Here is a 16578-nt window from a genome sequence, read left to right as displayed (position 1 = left end):
GGCTCCGGCCCTGCCCCGGGACCGCTCGCGTCTCGGGCAGGGCGGACTGTTCTGTCCGAGATGGTTTGATATGTAGGCGCTCCGCTTCCAGGCTACTGTGCGTTCACCTGGTGCTGGCCACAACCTGTGCAGTGCAGAGAAGGAGCAGGAGAGGAATAAGGACGTGCCCGAGCAACTGACCGCCTATGACGGGCTCCTGCCCACCGAGGTTGCAGTCGCGGACAGCCGAGTTGACCTCAACGTCCCACTTTTTGTCGAGGAGGAGGAACGAGCCTCTTCCATGCTTGTCTCGCGTCGTGCTGACTTCGTCACTGTGCGTGCCTGCGCTCGCCTCGCGCTTGGCCGGCTCGGTGTCCCTCCTGTCCCGCTTGTTCCCGGCGAGGCTGGAGAACCGTCTTGGCCCAACGGTATCGTCGGCTCGATGACCCACTGCCGCGGTCTGCGCGCCGCCGCCGTCGCCTTCGCGCATGATGTGGATGCGATCGGCATTGATGCTGAGCCGGACGAACCACTCCCAGCCGGTGTGATCGACGTTGTTGCCTCCCCAGCAGAGCGGCGCCGGTTGCGGGCTCTGCCTGGCGGGGATGTCTCCTGGGACCGTCTCCTGTTCAGCGCCAAGGAGTCCGTCTACAAGGCCTGGTACCCGCGCGAGCGTTCGTGGCTCGGCTTCGAGGATGCGGATGTCGCACTTGGTGACGGTGTTCTGACCGCTGAGATTCATGGCGAGACGGGGACCCAATTCACACTGACTGGGTGCTGGGGTGTGAGTGATGGGATCCTCGTGACAGCCGTCGTTGTCCCCGCAGGCAAGTGGCCTGCGGGGACGTGAGCGATGGGTTGTTACTCACGATCCTTGAGGATCTCGGTGACGTCGACACCGCGCAGGTACCGCCCGGACAGGAATCGGACGACTCCATACGTGGCGAGAACGATGATGACGATGAGGATGACGGACCGAGACGACGTGGTGAACGGGAAGGCTGTCGCCAGACTCGAGATCATGTACTGCCAGGTCGGCTTCATGATGGCGATGGAGAGCGGCAGTCCAACGGCGAGGGAGAGCAGCACGAGGAGGACGTAGTTACCCAGGTACAGATGACCGACCTCCGCCTCGTCGTAGCCGAGGGCCTTCATAAGGGAGATCGAGTACTGCTCGCGGTCCACCACCATCCTCATGAGGAGGAACATAACGATGATGAACAGTCCGATTGACGCGACGAACAGGACGAGGATCGTGGGGCGCATCGCTTGGGTGAAGGTGTCTACCGAGGTGATCATGTCAGACCGGCTGATGACCGACTGCGCCTGATTGTCGAGGTCGTCATTAACGGTGCCGGTCACGATCGCGTTGGAGGAGTCTTTGTCGAGGCCGAGCAAGGCGTTGACGTCCTCGTGCTCGCCGAAGACTGCCATCTGCGGGTAGTCGACGATCCCGGCGACGACGACCTTGCGGTTGTCCGTGTCCATGGGGTCGAGTGTGAACTCATCGCCCACCTCGTAGCCGTACCTCAGGGAAACGGCCTTGGAGATGAGCACGTGGGTCTCGTCGGTGCCGGACAGGTCGACGTCGAAGTACTGGGTGTCTTTGTCGATGCCAATGACTGACAGGCTGGCGCCAGCGCCTTCAGCGCCCACGAGCTTGGCGGACCTCAGCGTCGCTGTCTCGGCGCCGTCCGGACTCGTGGGCGGTGCGCCAAGGAAGACGTAGACGACCTCGAATTTGATGTCCTCGCGCACCTCGTCGGCGTAGGACACGACGGAGTCGTGCATGCCGAAGCTGAAGACCATGAGCAGGAGGGACAGGACGACTCCGAGCAGCATGAGCACATAAGTGGTCCAAGCGCGCATGAAGGAGCGTAGGCGGAAGCTGAACGCGAAGGGGAGGGACGCGAGCGTCGCCCTCGATGGCGGACGTTGGCCGGTGTCGCGGCGAAGCAACTGTAGCGGCTCCTTGGCGAGTTTCCTGCGTAGGACAAGGAAGCTGACGAGCGTCACGGTGACGAGCGGCGTGAGGATGCCATAGGCGATGACGCCCGGTGAGACCACTGACCTGAGGGCCGGAATCGAGTAGTAGGTCGTCGCGTTCTGCATGGCCGGTGCAGCCAGGAAACCTCCGACCGTACCGGCGACGGCGCACACGGCGGCCAGGATGACGGGCAGGAGCATGTAATGGGCGATGAGTTCGCGTCTGGTGATGCCGAGTGCGTAGAAGGTGCCGATGACGGGTGACTGGCGGCGAATATTGTCGGCAGTGAGGACAGAGAGCACGTAGGCGATGAGGACCAGCGCTACGAATCCGGCGATATAGGCGGCCTGGACGGTGACAGTCTGGTCATCGATGACGGTGACGATGCGGGGATTGTCGTCGTGTTCGAGGTAGGAGGAGACCTGGGCGGTGCCGGTGCGGTCCTTGAGAGCGTTGCTGATCTCGCTGACGATGTCAGTGGCCTTCATATCGGAGTCGCCCAGGAGGTAGACGTAGGTGGTGGTCAGCGTGTTGCCCTGTTTAGCGAGGGACTCCACGGTGCTCGCGGCGGTGAAGGCGGTTCCGAACTCGTCGGGATCGGCAGCCGTGTCGGTGGGACGGGCGACGACAGTCGCATAGTCTGGGGTGGAGCCGATACCGGTGATGGTGAGTCTGGTGCCGTCGAGGTCGAGTGTGTCCCCGACCTTGAGGTTGTGGGCCCTGGCGTAGGTCTGCTCGAGTGCGATCTCATCGTTCGCCGTGGGCAGGGCCCCGGACTCCAGGTTGATGCGGTCGATCGTGCTGCGGTTCTCGTAGACGCGAACGGTGGAGTTGTCTGCGGCCGGGACGTCGGTGAACTCGGCGCGTTCGACGGTCAAACCCTTGTTCCTCAACGAGGTGAGCTGATCATGGGTCAGCTCGGCCGTGAGCTCGAGGTACCCGTCCTCGACGTTGCCGGTGTCCTGTGCGTCCTTGGCAGTAGCCAGGGCGGCGCCGTTGCCGGCAGCCATACCTGCGGACACGACGACGCCGAGGAGGATCAGCAGGGCAGAGGCGAGGTAGCGCGACCACTGGGAGCGCAGATCGCGCAGGAGCTGCATGTTGAGCATTTTCATGGCGCGTCCCTTCACCAGGTCAGGCTCGAGGCGAGCGCGGGGTCCTTCCGGACCTCGACATCGGAGATACGGCCGTCGCGGACAGTGATGGTGCGGTGCGCCATCTCGGCGAGCACCTGGTTGTGCGTGACGATGACGATGGTCGTGCCCAGGTCGCGGTTGATACGTTCAAGAAGGGAAAGCATCTCCTTGCTCGTCTCGTAGTCGAGTGCTCCGGTGGGCTCATCGCACAGAAGCAGCCGTGGACGTTTGATGAGTGCGCGGGCGATGGCACAGCGCTGCTGCTGCCCGCCGGAGAGCTGGGAGGGGAACTTGTTACGGTGGTCGGCCAGCCCGAGGTCGGCGAGCAGATCGTCCAGAGGCATGGGGTCGTCGCTCAGGTACTGGCAGACGCCGACGTTTTCACGGGCGGTCAGGGTCGGGACGAGGTTGTAGAACTGGAAGACGAAGCCCACGAGGTCGCGGCGGTAGCGGCCGAGATCCTTACGGCTGAGCGAGGTGACCTCCCGATCTCCGACCAGGATCGTGCCGGAGTCGGGCCGGTCCAGCCCACCGAGGCAGTTGAGTAGAGTCGATTTACCAGAACCACTCGCACCGACGATCGTGCATATCTCTGACTCGTTAATCGTGCAGGAGACGTCCTTGAGGACGTGGATTTTACCGTCGCCCTGCCCGAAGGACTTGTTGACCGAGTCGATGCGGATGTCCATGTGTGGTGCCCTTCTTCGTTGGTATTACTGGTGGTCGGTGGTGCGACGGGACCGGATGAGGTCCGTCAGACAATGGATGGCGAGAGCTGGGGAATCTGATAGGTAGAAGTGCCCGCCGGGAACGGTCCGTGAACGAAAATCACTCGTGGTGGAGCATCTCCAACCGTTGACGTCGTCCTCAGTGAGAGTATCCGCGTCTCCGTGGATCTCGTGGATGGGAGAGTCGATGGGCCCCTCCATGGGCGTCCAGGTCTCGAGCAGCTCGTAGTCGGCCCGCAGTGGGGACAGGACGAGATCCCGTGTTGCCGGGTCCTTGAGGATCTCTGGAGGTGTGCCGTCCAGGGCGAGGAGCTCCTCGCACAGGCTCGCGTCGCTCCGGCTATGAATCGGGGCGTTGTCGGGCACGCTCCAGGGAGGCCGGCTTGAGGATACGACGAGCCCTGAGGGCGCACGGCGACCCCGGGCCTCCATTTCCTGGCACACCGCATATCCGACGAGTGCACCCATGGAGTGGCCGAAGAGGTACAGATCCATGTCCTCCAGGAAGAGAGTTGCAGAGAGGATCTGTTCGACGAGGTCGCTCATCCGGCGGAAGGGGGCGTGGGTGAGGCGAGCCTCCCTGCCCGGGTAGCGCAGCGCGAGAAGCTGTGTGTCCTGAGGTAGGAGCCTCTCCCAGCCGCGGAACAGGCGGCAGGTCCCGCCAGCGTGCGGCAGCCCGAGGACCGCCGCAGTCGGGGTCTGGGCCTGGCCAACGGCGGACAGCAGCGGGTTGCGGAGTGCCGAAGCCAGCGCCAGGCAGGTCACAGGATCTCCCCCTCCTCCATGTCGCAATTCGTTCCGTCGGGAGTGTCTTCCCCGGTTTCGAGCCAGGAGTTATCGGTGACGGTGACGCCAGGCAGTGTTCCCAGCCGGGAGAGAACCCAGGTGGGGTCAACAGCCTCGTCAAGCGGGAGGACCGCGGAGTCGACTCGTCCCTCGATGACGCAGAGAGCGGCCAGTGCGGTGATTTCCGCCGTGAGAGTGAAGGGCGCGTCGGTGGTGACGACGAGCTCGTCGTCACCGGCCCACCCGTGCAGCGTGTAGGTAGGCCGACAGCCGGTGCAGTCCACCCGGGCAGCGTCCCGGAGTCGGCGGACGGCCTCCTCCAGACGTTCCTCATCCCCGAGTCGTACGGGTGAGGCGGCGTAGTAGCGCGCCACCTCGGCGACGTGCTCGCCGTTGATGATCTGATACTCGACCGCGTCGGGGACGCCGTAGGCGGAGCAGATCCGGTTGATCTCCTCGGTGAGGACCGGTGTGACGCTCGCCGTCGGGGGCACGTCGGACGGCAGCTGGTGGGTCCCGCCCAGGAATGGGACGACGCGGTACGCAAGACGGCGGGTGTGCGGGGTGGCACCGCCTGTGCCTGTGTCGAGGAGGAGGTCTCGGGCGGAGCCCTCCGGGAGGGGACCCAGGCCTCCGTGCCATAGACCTACGCTGCGGGGCACTGAAGGTGCGCGAGCGAGGAGCGTATGCATTATGAGACCAGTGAGGCCGGGCTGCATGCCGGCGTCGACGACGACGGCGGAGCGGCCGCTGCCCCTGCGGAGATCATCTGGCTTGTCGAGCGTGCGAAGCAGGTCGCCCCCCGCGGGGTCGACAAGGGGGACACCGGCGGTGAGGGCCTTACGGGCGGTCGGACCGGACCAGCGGGAGGATGGGGCCGCGCAGCATACGACAGCGTCGAGGCCGTCGAGGAAGGAGAAGAAGGAAATCTCGTCGTCAAGATCGACGGTCCTGACCTCGATATCGGGCTCGCCGAGACGGTCTAACTCATCGACGAGACCACGGACGCGTCTGGGTACTCGTGTGCCCAGACGCAGATCGGTCCCGATACGCGCTAGGGCGCGTGCCACTCCGGCCCCGACGGCACCGCTGGCCCCGATGACTCCGACTGTGCTCATCGCAGATCGCCCTTGAGCAGCTCTGCGGCGATCCGGGACACGAGAGGAGGCTCCATGCAGGAGAAGTGGTTGCCGGGAATGTCCACGGTGCGGAAACCGGCATTGCTCCGAGAGTCCCAGAAGGATTCCATGTCCTCGTCGAGCCCGGGCAGAAGGGCCTGTTCGCCGTGCTCGCAGAGGAAGGTCAGGTCCGTCCCGCAGTCGGTGGGCTCCACTTTCCCCATGACCCGCATCGCCTGACGGAACATCTCGAAGGTGTTGCGGATGTAGTTGGCATCGAAACTGAGCCCGACGGCGGTGACGAGATTCTTGAGGCGGGCATCGGGCTCCATACGCAGCAGCGTGCTCAGGTCCGTGAGTCCCGACTCGTCCGCGGCCGCAGCGATCGACTCGTCCGATATCGTGCCGGGGGCCCGTTGGAGGGCGGCTTGCAGGACGTGACCCATGACCTCGAGCTCTGGGAAGCCGAGCGCGGTCGGGTCGAGACCGACGGAACGGGCGTAAACGTACTCGACCATGAGGCGGGAGGTAACATCGCAGGGCAGCCGGTAGGAGGAGATGACTGTGAGGCCGTTGACACGGATTCCCGCCTCCGGCAGGCGCCGGGCGAGTTCTGCCGCGACCATCCCACCCATGCAGTAGCCGGTGAGACGGACTTCTTCCAGATCGAGGGTGCGTAGGGTTCGGATGTGCTCATCGCAGAGATGGTCAAGGACCTCCTCCGGTTCCAGGGCGGTGAGGGACTGCGGGTCGGAGGCCTCGAGACCGATGAGCGGCAGTGGCGACTCGGCCGTTCGGAGCTCATTGATGAGGTTGCGATAGGGGGTGAGCGTGCCCGAGCCTTCATGCACGATGACGTGTGCCGTGCGTCCCGCGCCCGGTCGCAGGACAATCGCGCCAGCTGAGGGCGCCCCGTCCGCCTTGTCTGTGCCGTCGATGGTGAGGGTGTCGACGAGCGCGGCCACGCCACGGACCGTCGGGTCGGTCATCACCCTGCGCATGACGTCGTCCCATGTCACGGAGTCCGGAACGAGACCACGGTGACGTAGTTCATTGACCATGCGGGCGACGAGCAAGGAGTCCCCACCGACGTTGAAGAAGTTCTGAGACGGACTGAGCGGTCCAGTCCCGAGGATCTCCTGCCAGATGGCAGCCACGGCCTGCTCGGTGCCAGTGGCCTCCTCGTCGCCGCTCGTGTTGACGGCATGGGTGACGACTCGGAGCTGCTCGCCGAGCGCCTTGCGATCCGTCTTGCCATTCGAGGTTGTCGGCAGAGTATCCATGACTAGGAGCTCGGCGGGAACCATGTATGGGGGCAGCCTGTCCTCGAGGTATCTGGTGAGTTCTTCTGAAGAGACGGGAGCGAGGCCGTCCTTGACGCGGGCGAGCGCGAGGACCTGCCCGACTGATGCCAGGTCGTCGTCGTCGCTGGGGGTGAATCCCTCGAGGATGAAGCCGTGCCGCTCCAGCAGCTCGCGCCACCTGGAGGCGGGGATGAAGACTTCACCTGTGTCCTGACGGAAATCGACGAACTCCTGCCGAAGCCCGGACTGGAAATCCATGGAGACCATGAGCGTGTAGTTGTCCTGGGCCTCGTCGAGGAGGACGAGGCGTCCCCGTGGGGCGAGCATCCCGTGGATCCGTTCGAGTGCCATGTCGATGTCGAGCGCGTTGTGCAGGACGTTCGCAGCCAGGACGACGTCGCAGGAGTTCGGTGCGATGCCCTGTTCAAGGAGATCGTGGTTGATGTCGAGGATCCCATACGTCAGGCCGGGACGCGGGCCGTAGATCTCCCGCGCTCGGGTGAGGAAGAACGTTGAGACGTCGGTGAACAGGTATTGCGTATCAGTCCCCTCAAGTGACTCAAGAACGGCTGTCGAGGTCCCGCCGACGCCAGCTCCCACCTCGAGGATCCGCAGCGGGGAACCGGTGGGGCGGTCTTCTGCGAGTGAGGAGATTGTGCGGGCGATGATGTCGTTGAAGTAGCGGCTGACAAGGTTGTCCCGGTACGCCCCCAGGGCGACATCGGCCCTTCCCTCCGGGAAGAGGAGCTCGGTGGCCTGGGTGTCGCCGCGCAGCAGGCTGGGCAGAGCAGCCATGCAGTTGCGGATATAGGCGTCGACTTCGTGCCCGTACCCGGTGTGATCCTCCATCTCTTGGATGCGGGCATCAAGCGCTTCCGCCTCCTGATAGGTCGGCTCGGCGTGCATGCAGTAGGTACCCTCGCTCTCGACAAGGAGACCCTCGTGGACGAGAGCGCGAATCCAACGGGTGAGCAGACCATGATGCGATGGTGTGGCGAGGGCTAGCAGTTCCTGGTGTGTGCGCGGGCCCGAGTCGAGGCCGCCGTCCCACAGGACACGTGCCATGGAATGGAGCGCCCGTCGGTTGCCGAGAACGGCGACCTGGGCGAGTTCGGCGTTGTCGACGTCGTCCAGGATCGGGCTGGACGCGAGCCCGACTGCTACCGGTGCATCGGTCGCGGGGGCGGGGGCGACGAATCCGACGAGACGCTGGGAATCCCCGCTACGGTCGACGAGTACCACAGCTGACGACACTGATGGGTGGGATGCGAGGGCGGACTCGACCTCAGCCAGTTCGATACGGTGCCCGTGGACCTTGACCTGGCCGTCCTCACGGCCGAGGAACTCGACAATGCCTTCGGTGTCCCTACGGCCCCAGTCGCCGGTGCGGTACAGGCGCTCATTGGTGCGTGGGTGGATGAGGAACTGACGTGCGGTGATCTCGGGAGAGGCATGGTAACCCTGAGCCAAGCCTGCGCCGGCGAGATAGAGCTCGCCGTCCACACCGGGGCGGCGTTCACGAAGATCCTCGTCAAGGACGTGGATCGCCTGGTTCGTCAGGGCTCGACCGTAGGGTATGGAAACCCATGTCGGTGCCACCTCGTCGATCTCGTGGAATACTGACCAGATAGAGGCCTCCGTGGCGCCGCCGAGGCTGATGATACGGGCGCTCGGAGCGGCGGTGCGTACCTGGTCGGGCAACGTCACGGGGATCCAGTCACCCGACAGCAGGACTGTGCGCAGACTCGCGAGGTCATTGTCCCCACTCACGAGGGAGTCGAGGACCATCTGCATCTGGGCGGGTACGGAGTTCCATATGGTGATCTTGTGGTGCCGGACGAGACCCGCCCAGGCAACGGGGTCGGTGCGTTGCTGTTCGGTGGGGATGATGAGTGCTCCACCTGCAGCGAGGACACCGAGAACGTCGTAGACGGATAGGTCGAAGCTGGGGGAGGCTAAAGCCAGAGCCCGGTCGTGCTCGTCGACTCCGAACCTGGTGGAGACGTCCATGATCGTGTTGTCGGCGGCGGCGTGCGTGATGACGACACCCTTCGGAGCGCCAGTGGAGCCCGACGTGTAGATGAGGTAAGCGGGCACAGACGTGTCTGTCTCCTCGTCGATACCCACTGCGTCAGTGACGAGGGAGTCGGTGACGGACTCGGCGTTGAGGACCGTACACTTCCAGTCCTCGGCGGTGTGGGCCCGATCCGTGATGACGAGGCTTGCTTCTGCGAGCTCGGCGATGTGGACGCGTCGTCCTACTGGATGTGAAACGTCGATGGGCACGTAGGCGGTGCCGGCGCGAAGGGCGCCGACGAGGGCGGACACGAGCTCGAAGCCATGGGGAAGACATATGGCCACATGATTTCCGGGGGCCGCGCCGGCGGCGCGGATCGAGGCGGCGTACGCGGCCGAGCGGTCGAGGAGGTTCTTGTAGGTCCAGGACCTCTCTCCGCTGATGACGGCTACGGAGTCGGGGGCGGTCAACGCACGATCAACAACCGACCGCTCCAATCGTATTGGTCGGCCGGGGACAGGAGTGATCCGGCAAATGGTCGGGTCCGGTTCCATCGGGATGGGGCGGCCATCCGCCAGGGCCAGGAGGAGATCCCGCATGCAATTGAAGGCATCCTTGTCCCAATCACCGCGCAGGGCTTCGTCACGGACGTCCCAACTCACCTCGAGCTCCCCGTCGAGTTCGAGGGCTTGGCAGTCGATGAGTACCTGCGGGGTCTGGGTCAGGCCTTGGACGGTCCTGCCGCCAAGACGAGACAGGGAATCGCGGCTGCCGACACCGAGCATGGAGGTGAAAACGAAGGGGAGGAGCGCAGCCTTCCAGCCGCGACGGCGGGCGATTTCACGGACGACTTCAACGCCACTGACGTGGTGGTGGTCGAGGTCCTCCCACAGCTGATGGTGTACCCGGCCGATAAGCTCCTCAATGCGGTCGGCTCCGCTCGCATCGACGAGCACAGGAATGGTGGAGGTGAAGTCACCGATGATGCGCTCGAGGTCATCGTGCAGGGGAAGCGGCACAAGTGAGGTGACGTTGAGCGTGAAGCGCGGTCTGCGAGCCCAACGAGCCAGGGTGGAGCCGTAGACGGCGAGTAGGAGACCTGTCGGTGATGCTCCAGCGGAGGCCGCGAAAGTCTTGAGCGCCTTCCAACGGTTGGCGTCCAGACGCAGGACATGACGGTGGAAGGTCGGTGGGCTCTGGCGCGGTGGAGCGAGGGGGACCTCCGGGGCACCCGGCAGGTCGTTCAACCGCTCCTGCCAGTAGTCCCGGTCCTGAGCGACCCGCTTGGCCCACGGATGGCCCGGCTCCTGGATGGCACGCAGCGCGAGGACGTAGTCGCGGAAAGTGACATCCAGGGGTTCGAGGTCCTCATACGGCGCCAAGTACAGGCTCACGAGTTCGTCAATGAGCGTCGTGATGCTGCGTGCATCAGCGATGAGCAGGTCGATGGAGAAATGCAGTCGAGCTCCGCAGTCGTGCCGCGTCACGTGCAGCTCAAACAGTGGCCATGACTCGATGTCGTAGACCTGGTGGGCCATCCGCTCACGGGTGGTGTCCAGCACCGTTTGGGCCGCTTCGATGCCCTGCCCGCGGACATCAGTGACCCCGATGCCCACTCGCTCACGCGTCGCAGGTACCTGTTGCCACCCGGCGACGTCAAAGCCGGCACGAAGCATCCCGTGCCGTTCGACGAGTCGATTCCAAGCGTCCTCGAGGCGGACGGGATCCAGATCGGGGAACTCGATCTCCGTGTAGCCGTGGCAGCCGAGGCCTCCGTAATCGATTGCGCTGCCACGCCCCACCAGATGAGATGTCTGAATGTCGGTGAGAGGGAAGGGGGCCTCGGCGTCCTCGGGGTGTGCCTTGAGGAGCGGGCGGTCCTTCCGTTGGAGGCGCTCAAGGATCTCGTCTCGGTGCACGGTCAGGCGCTCACGGAGTTCTGGGGTGAGGGCGCCGCGAGGTGCACGGAAGCGTAGACGACCGTCCTCAGCGTGAAGCTCGATACCGGCGCGGCGTAGGTCATCAAGCAGGACGGTAAGGGACTGATCATTGGGGGACGCGGGACTCACAGCTCACCCTCCTCGTACTCGTCGTCGGGCATGGTGGATGAGGACAGGACGAGGCCCGACCTCTCCAGAGCACGCGCGGTGCCTGCCAGAGTCGGGTCGAGGAAGAGGTCTCGCAGGGGCAGATCCGCGCCCTCCTCGGAACGTATCCTGGTTGCCATCCGGGTGGCGGTCAGAGAGTCGCCGCCGAGTTCGAAGAAGCTTGCAGCGCGACTTGTCACCGGCACGGAGAGGAACTCCTCCCACAGGGCGGCCACGTACTCCTCGTACGGTCCCTCGGGCGGGGCGTCGTTCTCCGTAGACGTTGCACCCAATCCCCTTGTCAACGTTGTCACGGCTGCGCGGTCGACCTTCCCGTTGCGGGTGAGCGGCAGAGTGGGCAGGACGAGCACGACGGCGGGTACCTCGTAGGCGGGGAGCCGTTCTCGTAACCAGTTCAGCAGCGTGGGCTCGTCCACCGCACCGTTGACCGTCACGGCAGCGGCGAGTTCGTGGCCAGCACCCCGGTGCACGACAACGACCGCGTTGTTGACGTCCGGGTGATTGGCGAGGACGGACTCGATCCCACCGAGCTCGATGCGGTGTCCGCGAACCTTGACCTGGAGGTCGGTGCGACCGAGGAACTCGACACGCCCATCGGGTAGGTATCGTGCCCGGTCACCGGTTCGGTACCAGGAGATGCCGTCCTCAGCGCGGCTGAAGGCTGCTGCCGTCAGCTCCGGGTTGTTGCGGTAACCGTGGGCCACTCCATCGCCGCCGATAAGCAGCTCCCCGGCCACCCAGACAGGGCAGTCGAGCATGTTCGGCGTGACGACGCGCAGCTGTTGATTGGAGAGGGGACGGCCATAGGGGATGGATCGCCACGACGGGTCGACGACGTCGACCTCTTCGTAGTTGGACCATACAGCCGCCTCGGTGGCTCCGCCTAGAGCGACGAAGCGGGCATCGGGGCACAAGGACCGGAGACGTCCGGGCAGGTCGAGACCCACCCAATCGCCGGACTCGAGGACGAGGCGCAGTCCGAGGCTGTCACTGGGCCTTGCCTCCAGCGTCGTGAGGAGCATATCGAGCAGAATGGGGGCTGAGTTCCATACGGTGACTCCCATTGAGGTGACAAGCCGAGACCACTCTTCCGCATCGCGTTGGTCCTCGTCTCGCAGCAGGATGAGGGAACCTCCTCGACCGAGTAGGCCGAAGATATCGAAGACGGACAAATCGAAATCGAGTGCGGAGACCGCCAGCCCCCGGTCCTCCTGTGTGATGCCGAAGCGGGTGCAAACGTCGTCGAGCGTGTTCCACGCAGAGCGGTGGCTGACCTCGACGCCCTTCGGCTCGCCGGAGGAGCCGGATGTGAAGATGATGTAGGCGGCCTGCTCCGGAGTGATGGGCACCGGTGTGTCGAGGGGCTCGGCGCCCCATGCCTCCTCAAGGGAGTCCACGACAAGGTCCACACCGGCTTGCTGGAAGGCGGCGGTGCGCCGGGCCTGCGGGTGCGTAGTGGACATAGGGACGTAGATGGCTCCTGCGGCAAGGACACCAAGGACGGCAATGATCTGCTCGGGGCCACGGGGCAGCGTGACACCGATGGCATCGCCGTCCACGACACCGCGCCCACGCAGCCATGCTGCGGTGCGCAGGGCGCCATCGGCGACCTCACCATAGGTGAGTCGGGTGCCGTCACCTGTGAGTAGCGCGGTGCGTCGGGGCTCACGATCGGCGTGCTCGAAGAATGCCTCGTGAAGAAGTCGTGGGGTGATCGGCGAGGCCGTCTCATTGACCGCTTGCCGGATACCGGCCTGGTCGTCCGGTAGTGGGAGGTGGATCGGGTCGTCCCAGTCATCGTCGACTAGCGAGTTGACGAGGTGAGAGTAGGAATCGAAGGCGGCGTCAAGAAAACCGGAGGGGAAGAGATCCTCAACGGCGTCCCACGACAGCAGCAGTTCCCCGTCCTGCTCCATGACCTGATGGTCGATCCACACTTGCGGCGTCTGGGAGAGGACCTCGACCGGGTACCCCAGCAGGCGGGTGGTTCGCGTGCCGAGGGCGTCGGAGCCGAGACTCGAGGTGAAGACTACAGCGCCGGCGTCCGCTCGGTTCGTATGCGCCAGCTCCCGCAGGACCTGGACACCGCTGTGGTCGGCGTGTTCGAGGCTCTCGATGACTTGTTTCTGCATGGTCCGCGCTGCATCAAGAAAGCCCTGCCCGTTCGTGGGTGTGCAGACAACGAGAACATTCTCGGTAAAATCAGCGACCATGGTGGCCACATCCGGATGCACCATCTGCCGCTCGAAGGTCGTCAGGTTGATGCTGAACGGCGACGCGTCACCACTATATCGGGACATGACTGCCGCGTAGCAGGTCAGCAGGACCGCCGAGGGAGTCAGACCAACGGCCCGGGCGCGGTTACGCAGCCTTGTCCAACGGGCCTGGCTGAGACGGGTACTGCGGCGAGTGAAACGAGGGGATCCGGTGACTGTGGTGATATCGACGGGCAAAGCGGGAGCCCCGGGCAGAGAGTCCATTCTCTTCTCCCAGTAACGGCGGGCCGCCTCCCGGCGCCGGCTCGCTGCGGGGGCCGTCACTGCCAGGTAGCGGGAGAAGGGATAGGGGTGCTCCTCGAGTGTGTCGGGGCCCTGGTCATAAGCGATAGCCAGATCCTCCAGAAGGATCGTGATGCTGGTGGCATCAGCGACGAGGAGATCAATGTCTACGTGGAGCCGCTGCTCGCCGTTGGGCAGGAGAGTCAGTTCCAGCTCCAGGTTCTGTCCCACCGCGACGTTAAGTACGCGGTGGGACATCGCTGCGCGCACAGCCTCGAGTTCTTCCTCAACACGGTCCCCAGCGTTGGTCAGGTCGTTGACGGTAACGGTGCGGGGGATGACTGAGTCGAGGACGCGCTGGGTGTTGTCATCGTCAAACACCGCCCGCAGCATGGGATGGCGGCGTAACAGAGCGTTCCATGCCGCGGACAGGCGCGCGGGGTCTAGGTCGTGGGTGCGGAACTCCATGTAGGAGTGGCAGCCGACACCGCCGAGTGGTGCATCGGGGCGGCGGCCGAAAAGATAGGCCTGCTGGATGGGGGTTGTTGGGAACGGTAGCGTCGGGTCGACAGGCCCCGCAACGGCCTCGGGGGCACAACGCTTCTGGGAGAGCAACCTGCTCCATGCCCGCAGATTCGGCGTGGCGAAGAGCTCGCGATACGTGACGTGGTGACCTCCCGCGGTCAATCCGGCGGCGAGCTCCGCAGCCTGAACGGAGGTCAGTCCGAGAGCGAGAATGTTGGTATCGAGATCCTCCTCGGTGATGGGGGTACCAAGCATCCGGGTGAGCACGGCAATGAGATCATCGAGTGTCTCAATGCCGGAGGCGGGGGCCTGGCCCCGACTCTCGAACAATATGGGCAGCTCGCCGCGCAGATAGGCATCCACAGTCGCTGAGCGACGAACCTTGCCGGAGGTGGTCCACAGGATGGTATGAGGTGCAACGACGACGACATCGTCAACGGGCAGGCCATGGACGTCGAGGATTGCCTGACGGCAGGCAGGGACGATGGCTGCGACGGCGGGATCGTTGGGCGAGGCGCCGGCGGTGGCCTCGACGATGACGACGGTGCGTTCCACGCCGTTGACAGGACGCTGCGCTATGCAGACGCGTCGTGTAGGCACCTCGGGCAGGGAGCGGAGAGTCTGCTCGACATCCTGCGGGTAGATGTTGACGCCGCGGTGGATGATGAGGTCCTTCGCGCGGCCGGTGATGTAAAGGTGCCCCTCGTGCAGGACGCCGAGGTCTCCGGTGCGCAGATGCTCAGTGTTCGGGTCGCCGACGAGATGAGCGCGGAAGGTCTCTTCAGTGGCGTCCTCGTGCCGCCAGTAGCCGGGCGGGATTCCGGGGCCGGATAGCCAGATCTCGCCGATGACGCCGTCGGGCAGTGCCCGGTGGGTCTCGGGGTCGACGATGGTGACGCCTGTGCGCAGGGTGTACGTACCGACGCTGACAAGGTGGGTCGCTTCTTCGTCGGCGGTTGCGGGGATGGCCCGTCCGCGACCGAGCTGGGCGGCGCTGAAGGCTGTGATGGGTTGCGAACCCCGTCGGGGACCCAGCCCTGGGGCGGCACACACAGCGAGCGACGCCTCGGCCAACCCGTAACAGGGGGTGAGAGCCCGCGGATCGAGGTTGAGACGCTCAGTCGCGAGCTTGCGAAAGCCACCGATAGTGGCAGGGTTGATCGGCTCGGAGCCGTCAATGGCGAACTTCAGGGAGGACAAGTCGGCTCGGAAGTCGCGGGACCGCATGAGCGTCTTGCCGACGAGCCCGTAGCCGAAGTCAGGTGAAGCAGTGTAGTTCGCATGGTACGTCTCCATGCCGGTGACCCAGCGCAACGGGTCGGCGATGAAGGAAGCGGGAAGCATGAGGGTGGTTGTTCCGCTGTTGATAAGAGGTACGAGGGCGCCGTAGATGAGGCCCATGTCGTGGTGGAGGGGGAGCCAGGAGACCATGGACAGCAGCTCCCCGGGCTCGAGGCCGTTGGCGACGAACTCGGCCTGGTAGGCGAGGGCCCGATGGTCGTTGAGGACTCCCTTGGGATGACCGGTGGAGCCGGAGGTGTACTGCAGGAAGGCAGGGGTGTCGGGGCCTGTGGGCACGGGCTCGTCAATGTCGGTCGGCTCGGTGAGCTTGTCTGGAGAGAGGATCTGCGAGGAGGGGGTGAGGGACGCCAGATCCAGGCTTGTGGCGGTGGTGTCGTCGGCGATGACGACGGTGGGGGAGGAGTCCGTAATGATGTGGTGCAGACGCTCGGTCTCAGGACCTCGAGTGATGGGGAAGGGGACAGGGATGGGAATCATCCCCCGGTACATGGCGCCGAGGATGAGGATGAGGAGGCGATCATCGCCGGGGATGAGGGGGAGCACCCTGTCGCCGGGTGTGCCGGGAAGGTGGGCGGCAGTGACTGCGATCTCGTCCCACAACTGACGGTAGGTGTGGCTGCGAACCGTGACGGTTCCGTCTGAATAGTCGAGAAAACGAAGGGCAACACGATTCGGGAACGCGTCGAGTGCGCGAGCAAGAGCCTCGATGACGGAAGTCATTATGTCAGACCAGGCCTCAAAACGGGAATAAACCGACTCAGCAGACTGTAATGTAAGCCTACCCTAAGGTCAATGCTTCGTTGAGGATCAAGACAAGAGCATGTGCAGGTAGCTCGGCACCTCGTACGGTGTCCACTCGTGAAATCTGTGGAGTGCGGCGTTGCTGGGGAGAATTGTCCGGTGTGTGGTGGGGGTGGGGAGGACTCGTGACGCCGCGGTTCTCGTAGGAGCGCTTCCCGGGTCTCCCGAACTGGTGGCAGAGCGGTCGATGAGCTCTTCGGTTCGTCCTCGAAAGCGGAGGCGGATCGGCGCCGCCGGGGCAAGAGGAGAGGGCCGGGTATGCGCCCCCGACTGCGCTTCCCGGCCCTCG

The 16578-nt window shown here is 64.6% G+C and carries 8 protein-coding genes; 2 read left to right on the top strand and 6 right to left on the bottom strand.

The annotated features are described in order from the left end of the window. The first annotated feature begins 280 nt into the window (after nt 1-280). The gene (locus tag RIV14_RS02100) at nt 281-829 is read left to right on the top strand and encodes a 4'-phosphopantetheinyl transferase family protein (RefSeq protein WP_256699363.1); all 549 of its coding nucleotides are present in this window, start codon (nt 281-283) and stop codon (nt 827-829) included. 11 nt (nt 830-840) lie between these two features. On the opposite strand, the gene RIV14_RS02095 is transcribed toward RIV14_RS02100, so the two are convergent. Genes RIV14_RS02095 through RIV14_RS02080 form a run of 4 tightly spaced genes read right to left on the bottom strand, consistent with a single transcriptional unit; the run spans nt 841 to nt 5278 of the window. Next, on the bottom strand, nt 841-3081 hold the full coding sequence (locus tag RIV14_RS02095) for an ABC transporter permease (protein ID WP_256699356.1): 2241 nt from the start codon (nt 3079-3081) through the stop codon (nt 841-843). An 11-nt stretch (nt 3082-3092) separates the two neighbouring features. Further along, nucleotides 3093-3791, bottom strand: a complete 699-nt coding sequence (locus tag RIV14_RS02090) for an ABC transporter ATP-binding protein (protein ID WP_075373313.1) — start codon at nt 3789-3791, stop codon at nt 3093-3095. A gap of 24 nt (nt 3792-3815) precedes the next feature. Next, nucleotides 3816-4595: a thioesterase II family protein gene (locus tag RIV14_RS02085; protein ID WP_075373312.1), complete on the bottom strand. Its 780-nt coding sequence runs from the start codon at nt 4593-4595 to the stop codon at nt 3816-3818. Then, complete coding sequence (locus RIV14_RS02080; RefSeq protein WP_075402890.1) at nt 4592-5278, bottom strand: hypothetical protein; 687 nt, start codon at nt 5276-5278, stop codon at nt 4592-4594. Before RIV14_RS02080 ends, RIV14_RS02085 begins: the two co-directional genes overlap by 4 nt. A gap of 24 nt (nt 5279-5302) precedes the next feature. Here RIV14_RS02080 and RIV14_RS02075 point away from each other — a divergent pair, with 24 nt between their 5' ends. Next, a complete protein-coding gene (locus tag RIV14_RS02075) occupies nt 5303-5602 on the top strand; it encodes a hypothetical protein (protein WP_075373310.1) in 300 nt (99 codons plus the stop codon). A gap of 128 nt (nt 5603-5730) precedes the next feature. Here the strand turns inward: RIV14_RS02075 and RIV14_RS02070 are convergent, their stop codons facing one another. After that, nucleotides 5731-11124, bottom strand: a complete 5394-nt coding sequence (locus RIV14_RS02070) for a non-ribosomal peptide synthetase (RefSeq protein WP_075373309.1) — start codon at nt 11122-11124, stop codon at nt 5731-5733. Continuing rightward, nucleotides 11121-16208 (bottom strand): non-ribosomal peptide synthetase, encoded by a 5088-nt coding sequence (locus tag RIV14_RS02065; RefSeq protein WP_075373308.1) that lies wholly within the window; start codon nt 16206-16208, stop codon nt 11121-11123. The genes RIV14_RS02070 and RIV14_RS02065 overlap by 4 nt, the downstream gene beginning before the upstream one ends. Nucleotides 16209-16578 lie beyond the last annotated feature (370 nt).

The organism is Actinomyces acetigenes (assembly GCF_031296635.1).
Taxonomy (GTDB): domain Bacteria; phylum Actinomycetota; class Actinomycetes; order Actinomycetales; family Actinomycetaceae; genus Actinomyces; species Actinomyces acetigenes.
This window is presented reverse-complemented; position numbering and strand designations above follow the sequence as displayed.

Coding starts and splice junctions, on each gene's coding strand:
- RIV14_RS02100 (WP_256699363.1), top strand. CDS start 281: ATGCTTGTCTCGCGTCGTGCTGACTTCGTCACTGTGCGTGCCTGCGCT.
- RIV14_RS02095 (WP_256699356.1), bottom strand. CDS start 3,081: ATGAAAATGCTCAACATGCAGCTCCTGCGCGATCTGCGCTCCCAGTGG.
- RIV14_RS02090 (WP_075373313.1), bottom strand. CDS start 3,791: ATGGACATCCGCATCGACTCGGTCAACAAGTCCTTCGGGCAGGGCGAC.
- RIV14_RS02075 (WP_075373310.1), top strand. CDS start 5,303: ATGCATTATGAGACCAGTGAGGCCGGGCTGCATGCCGGCGTCGACGAC.
- RIV14_RS02065 (WP_075373308.1), bottom strand. CDS start 16,208: ATGACTTCCGTCATCGAGGCTCTTGCTCGCGCACTCGACGCGTTCCCG.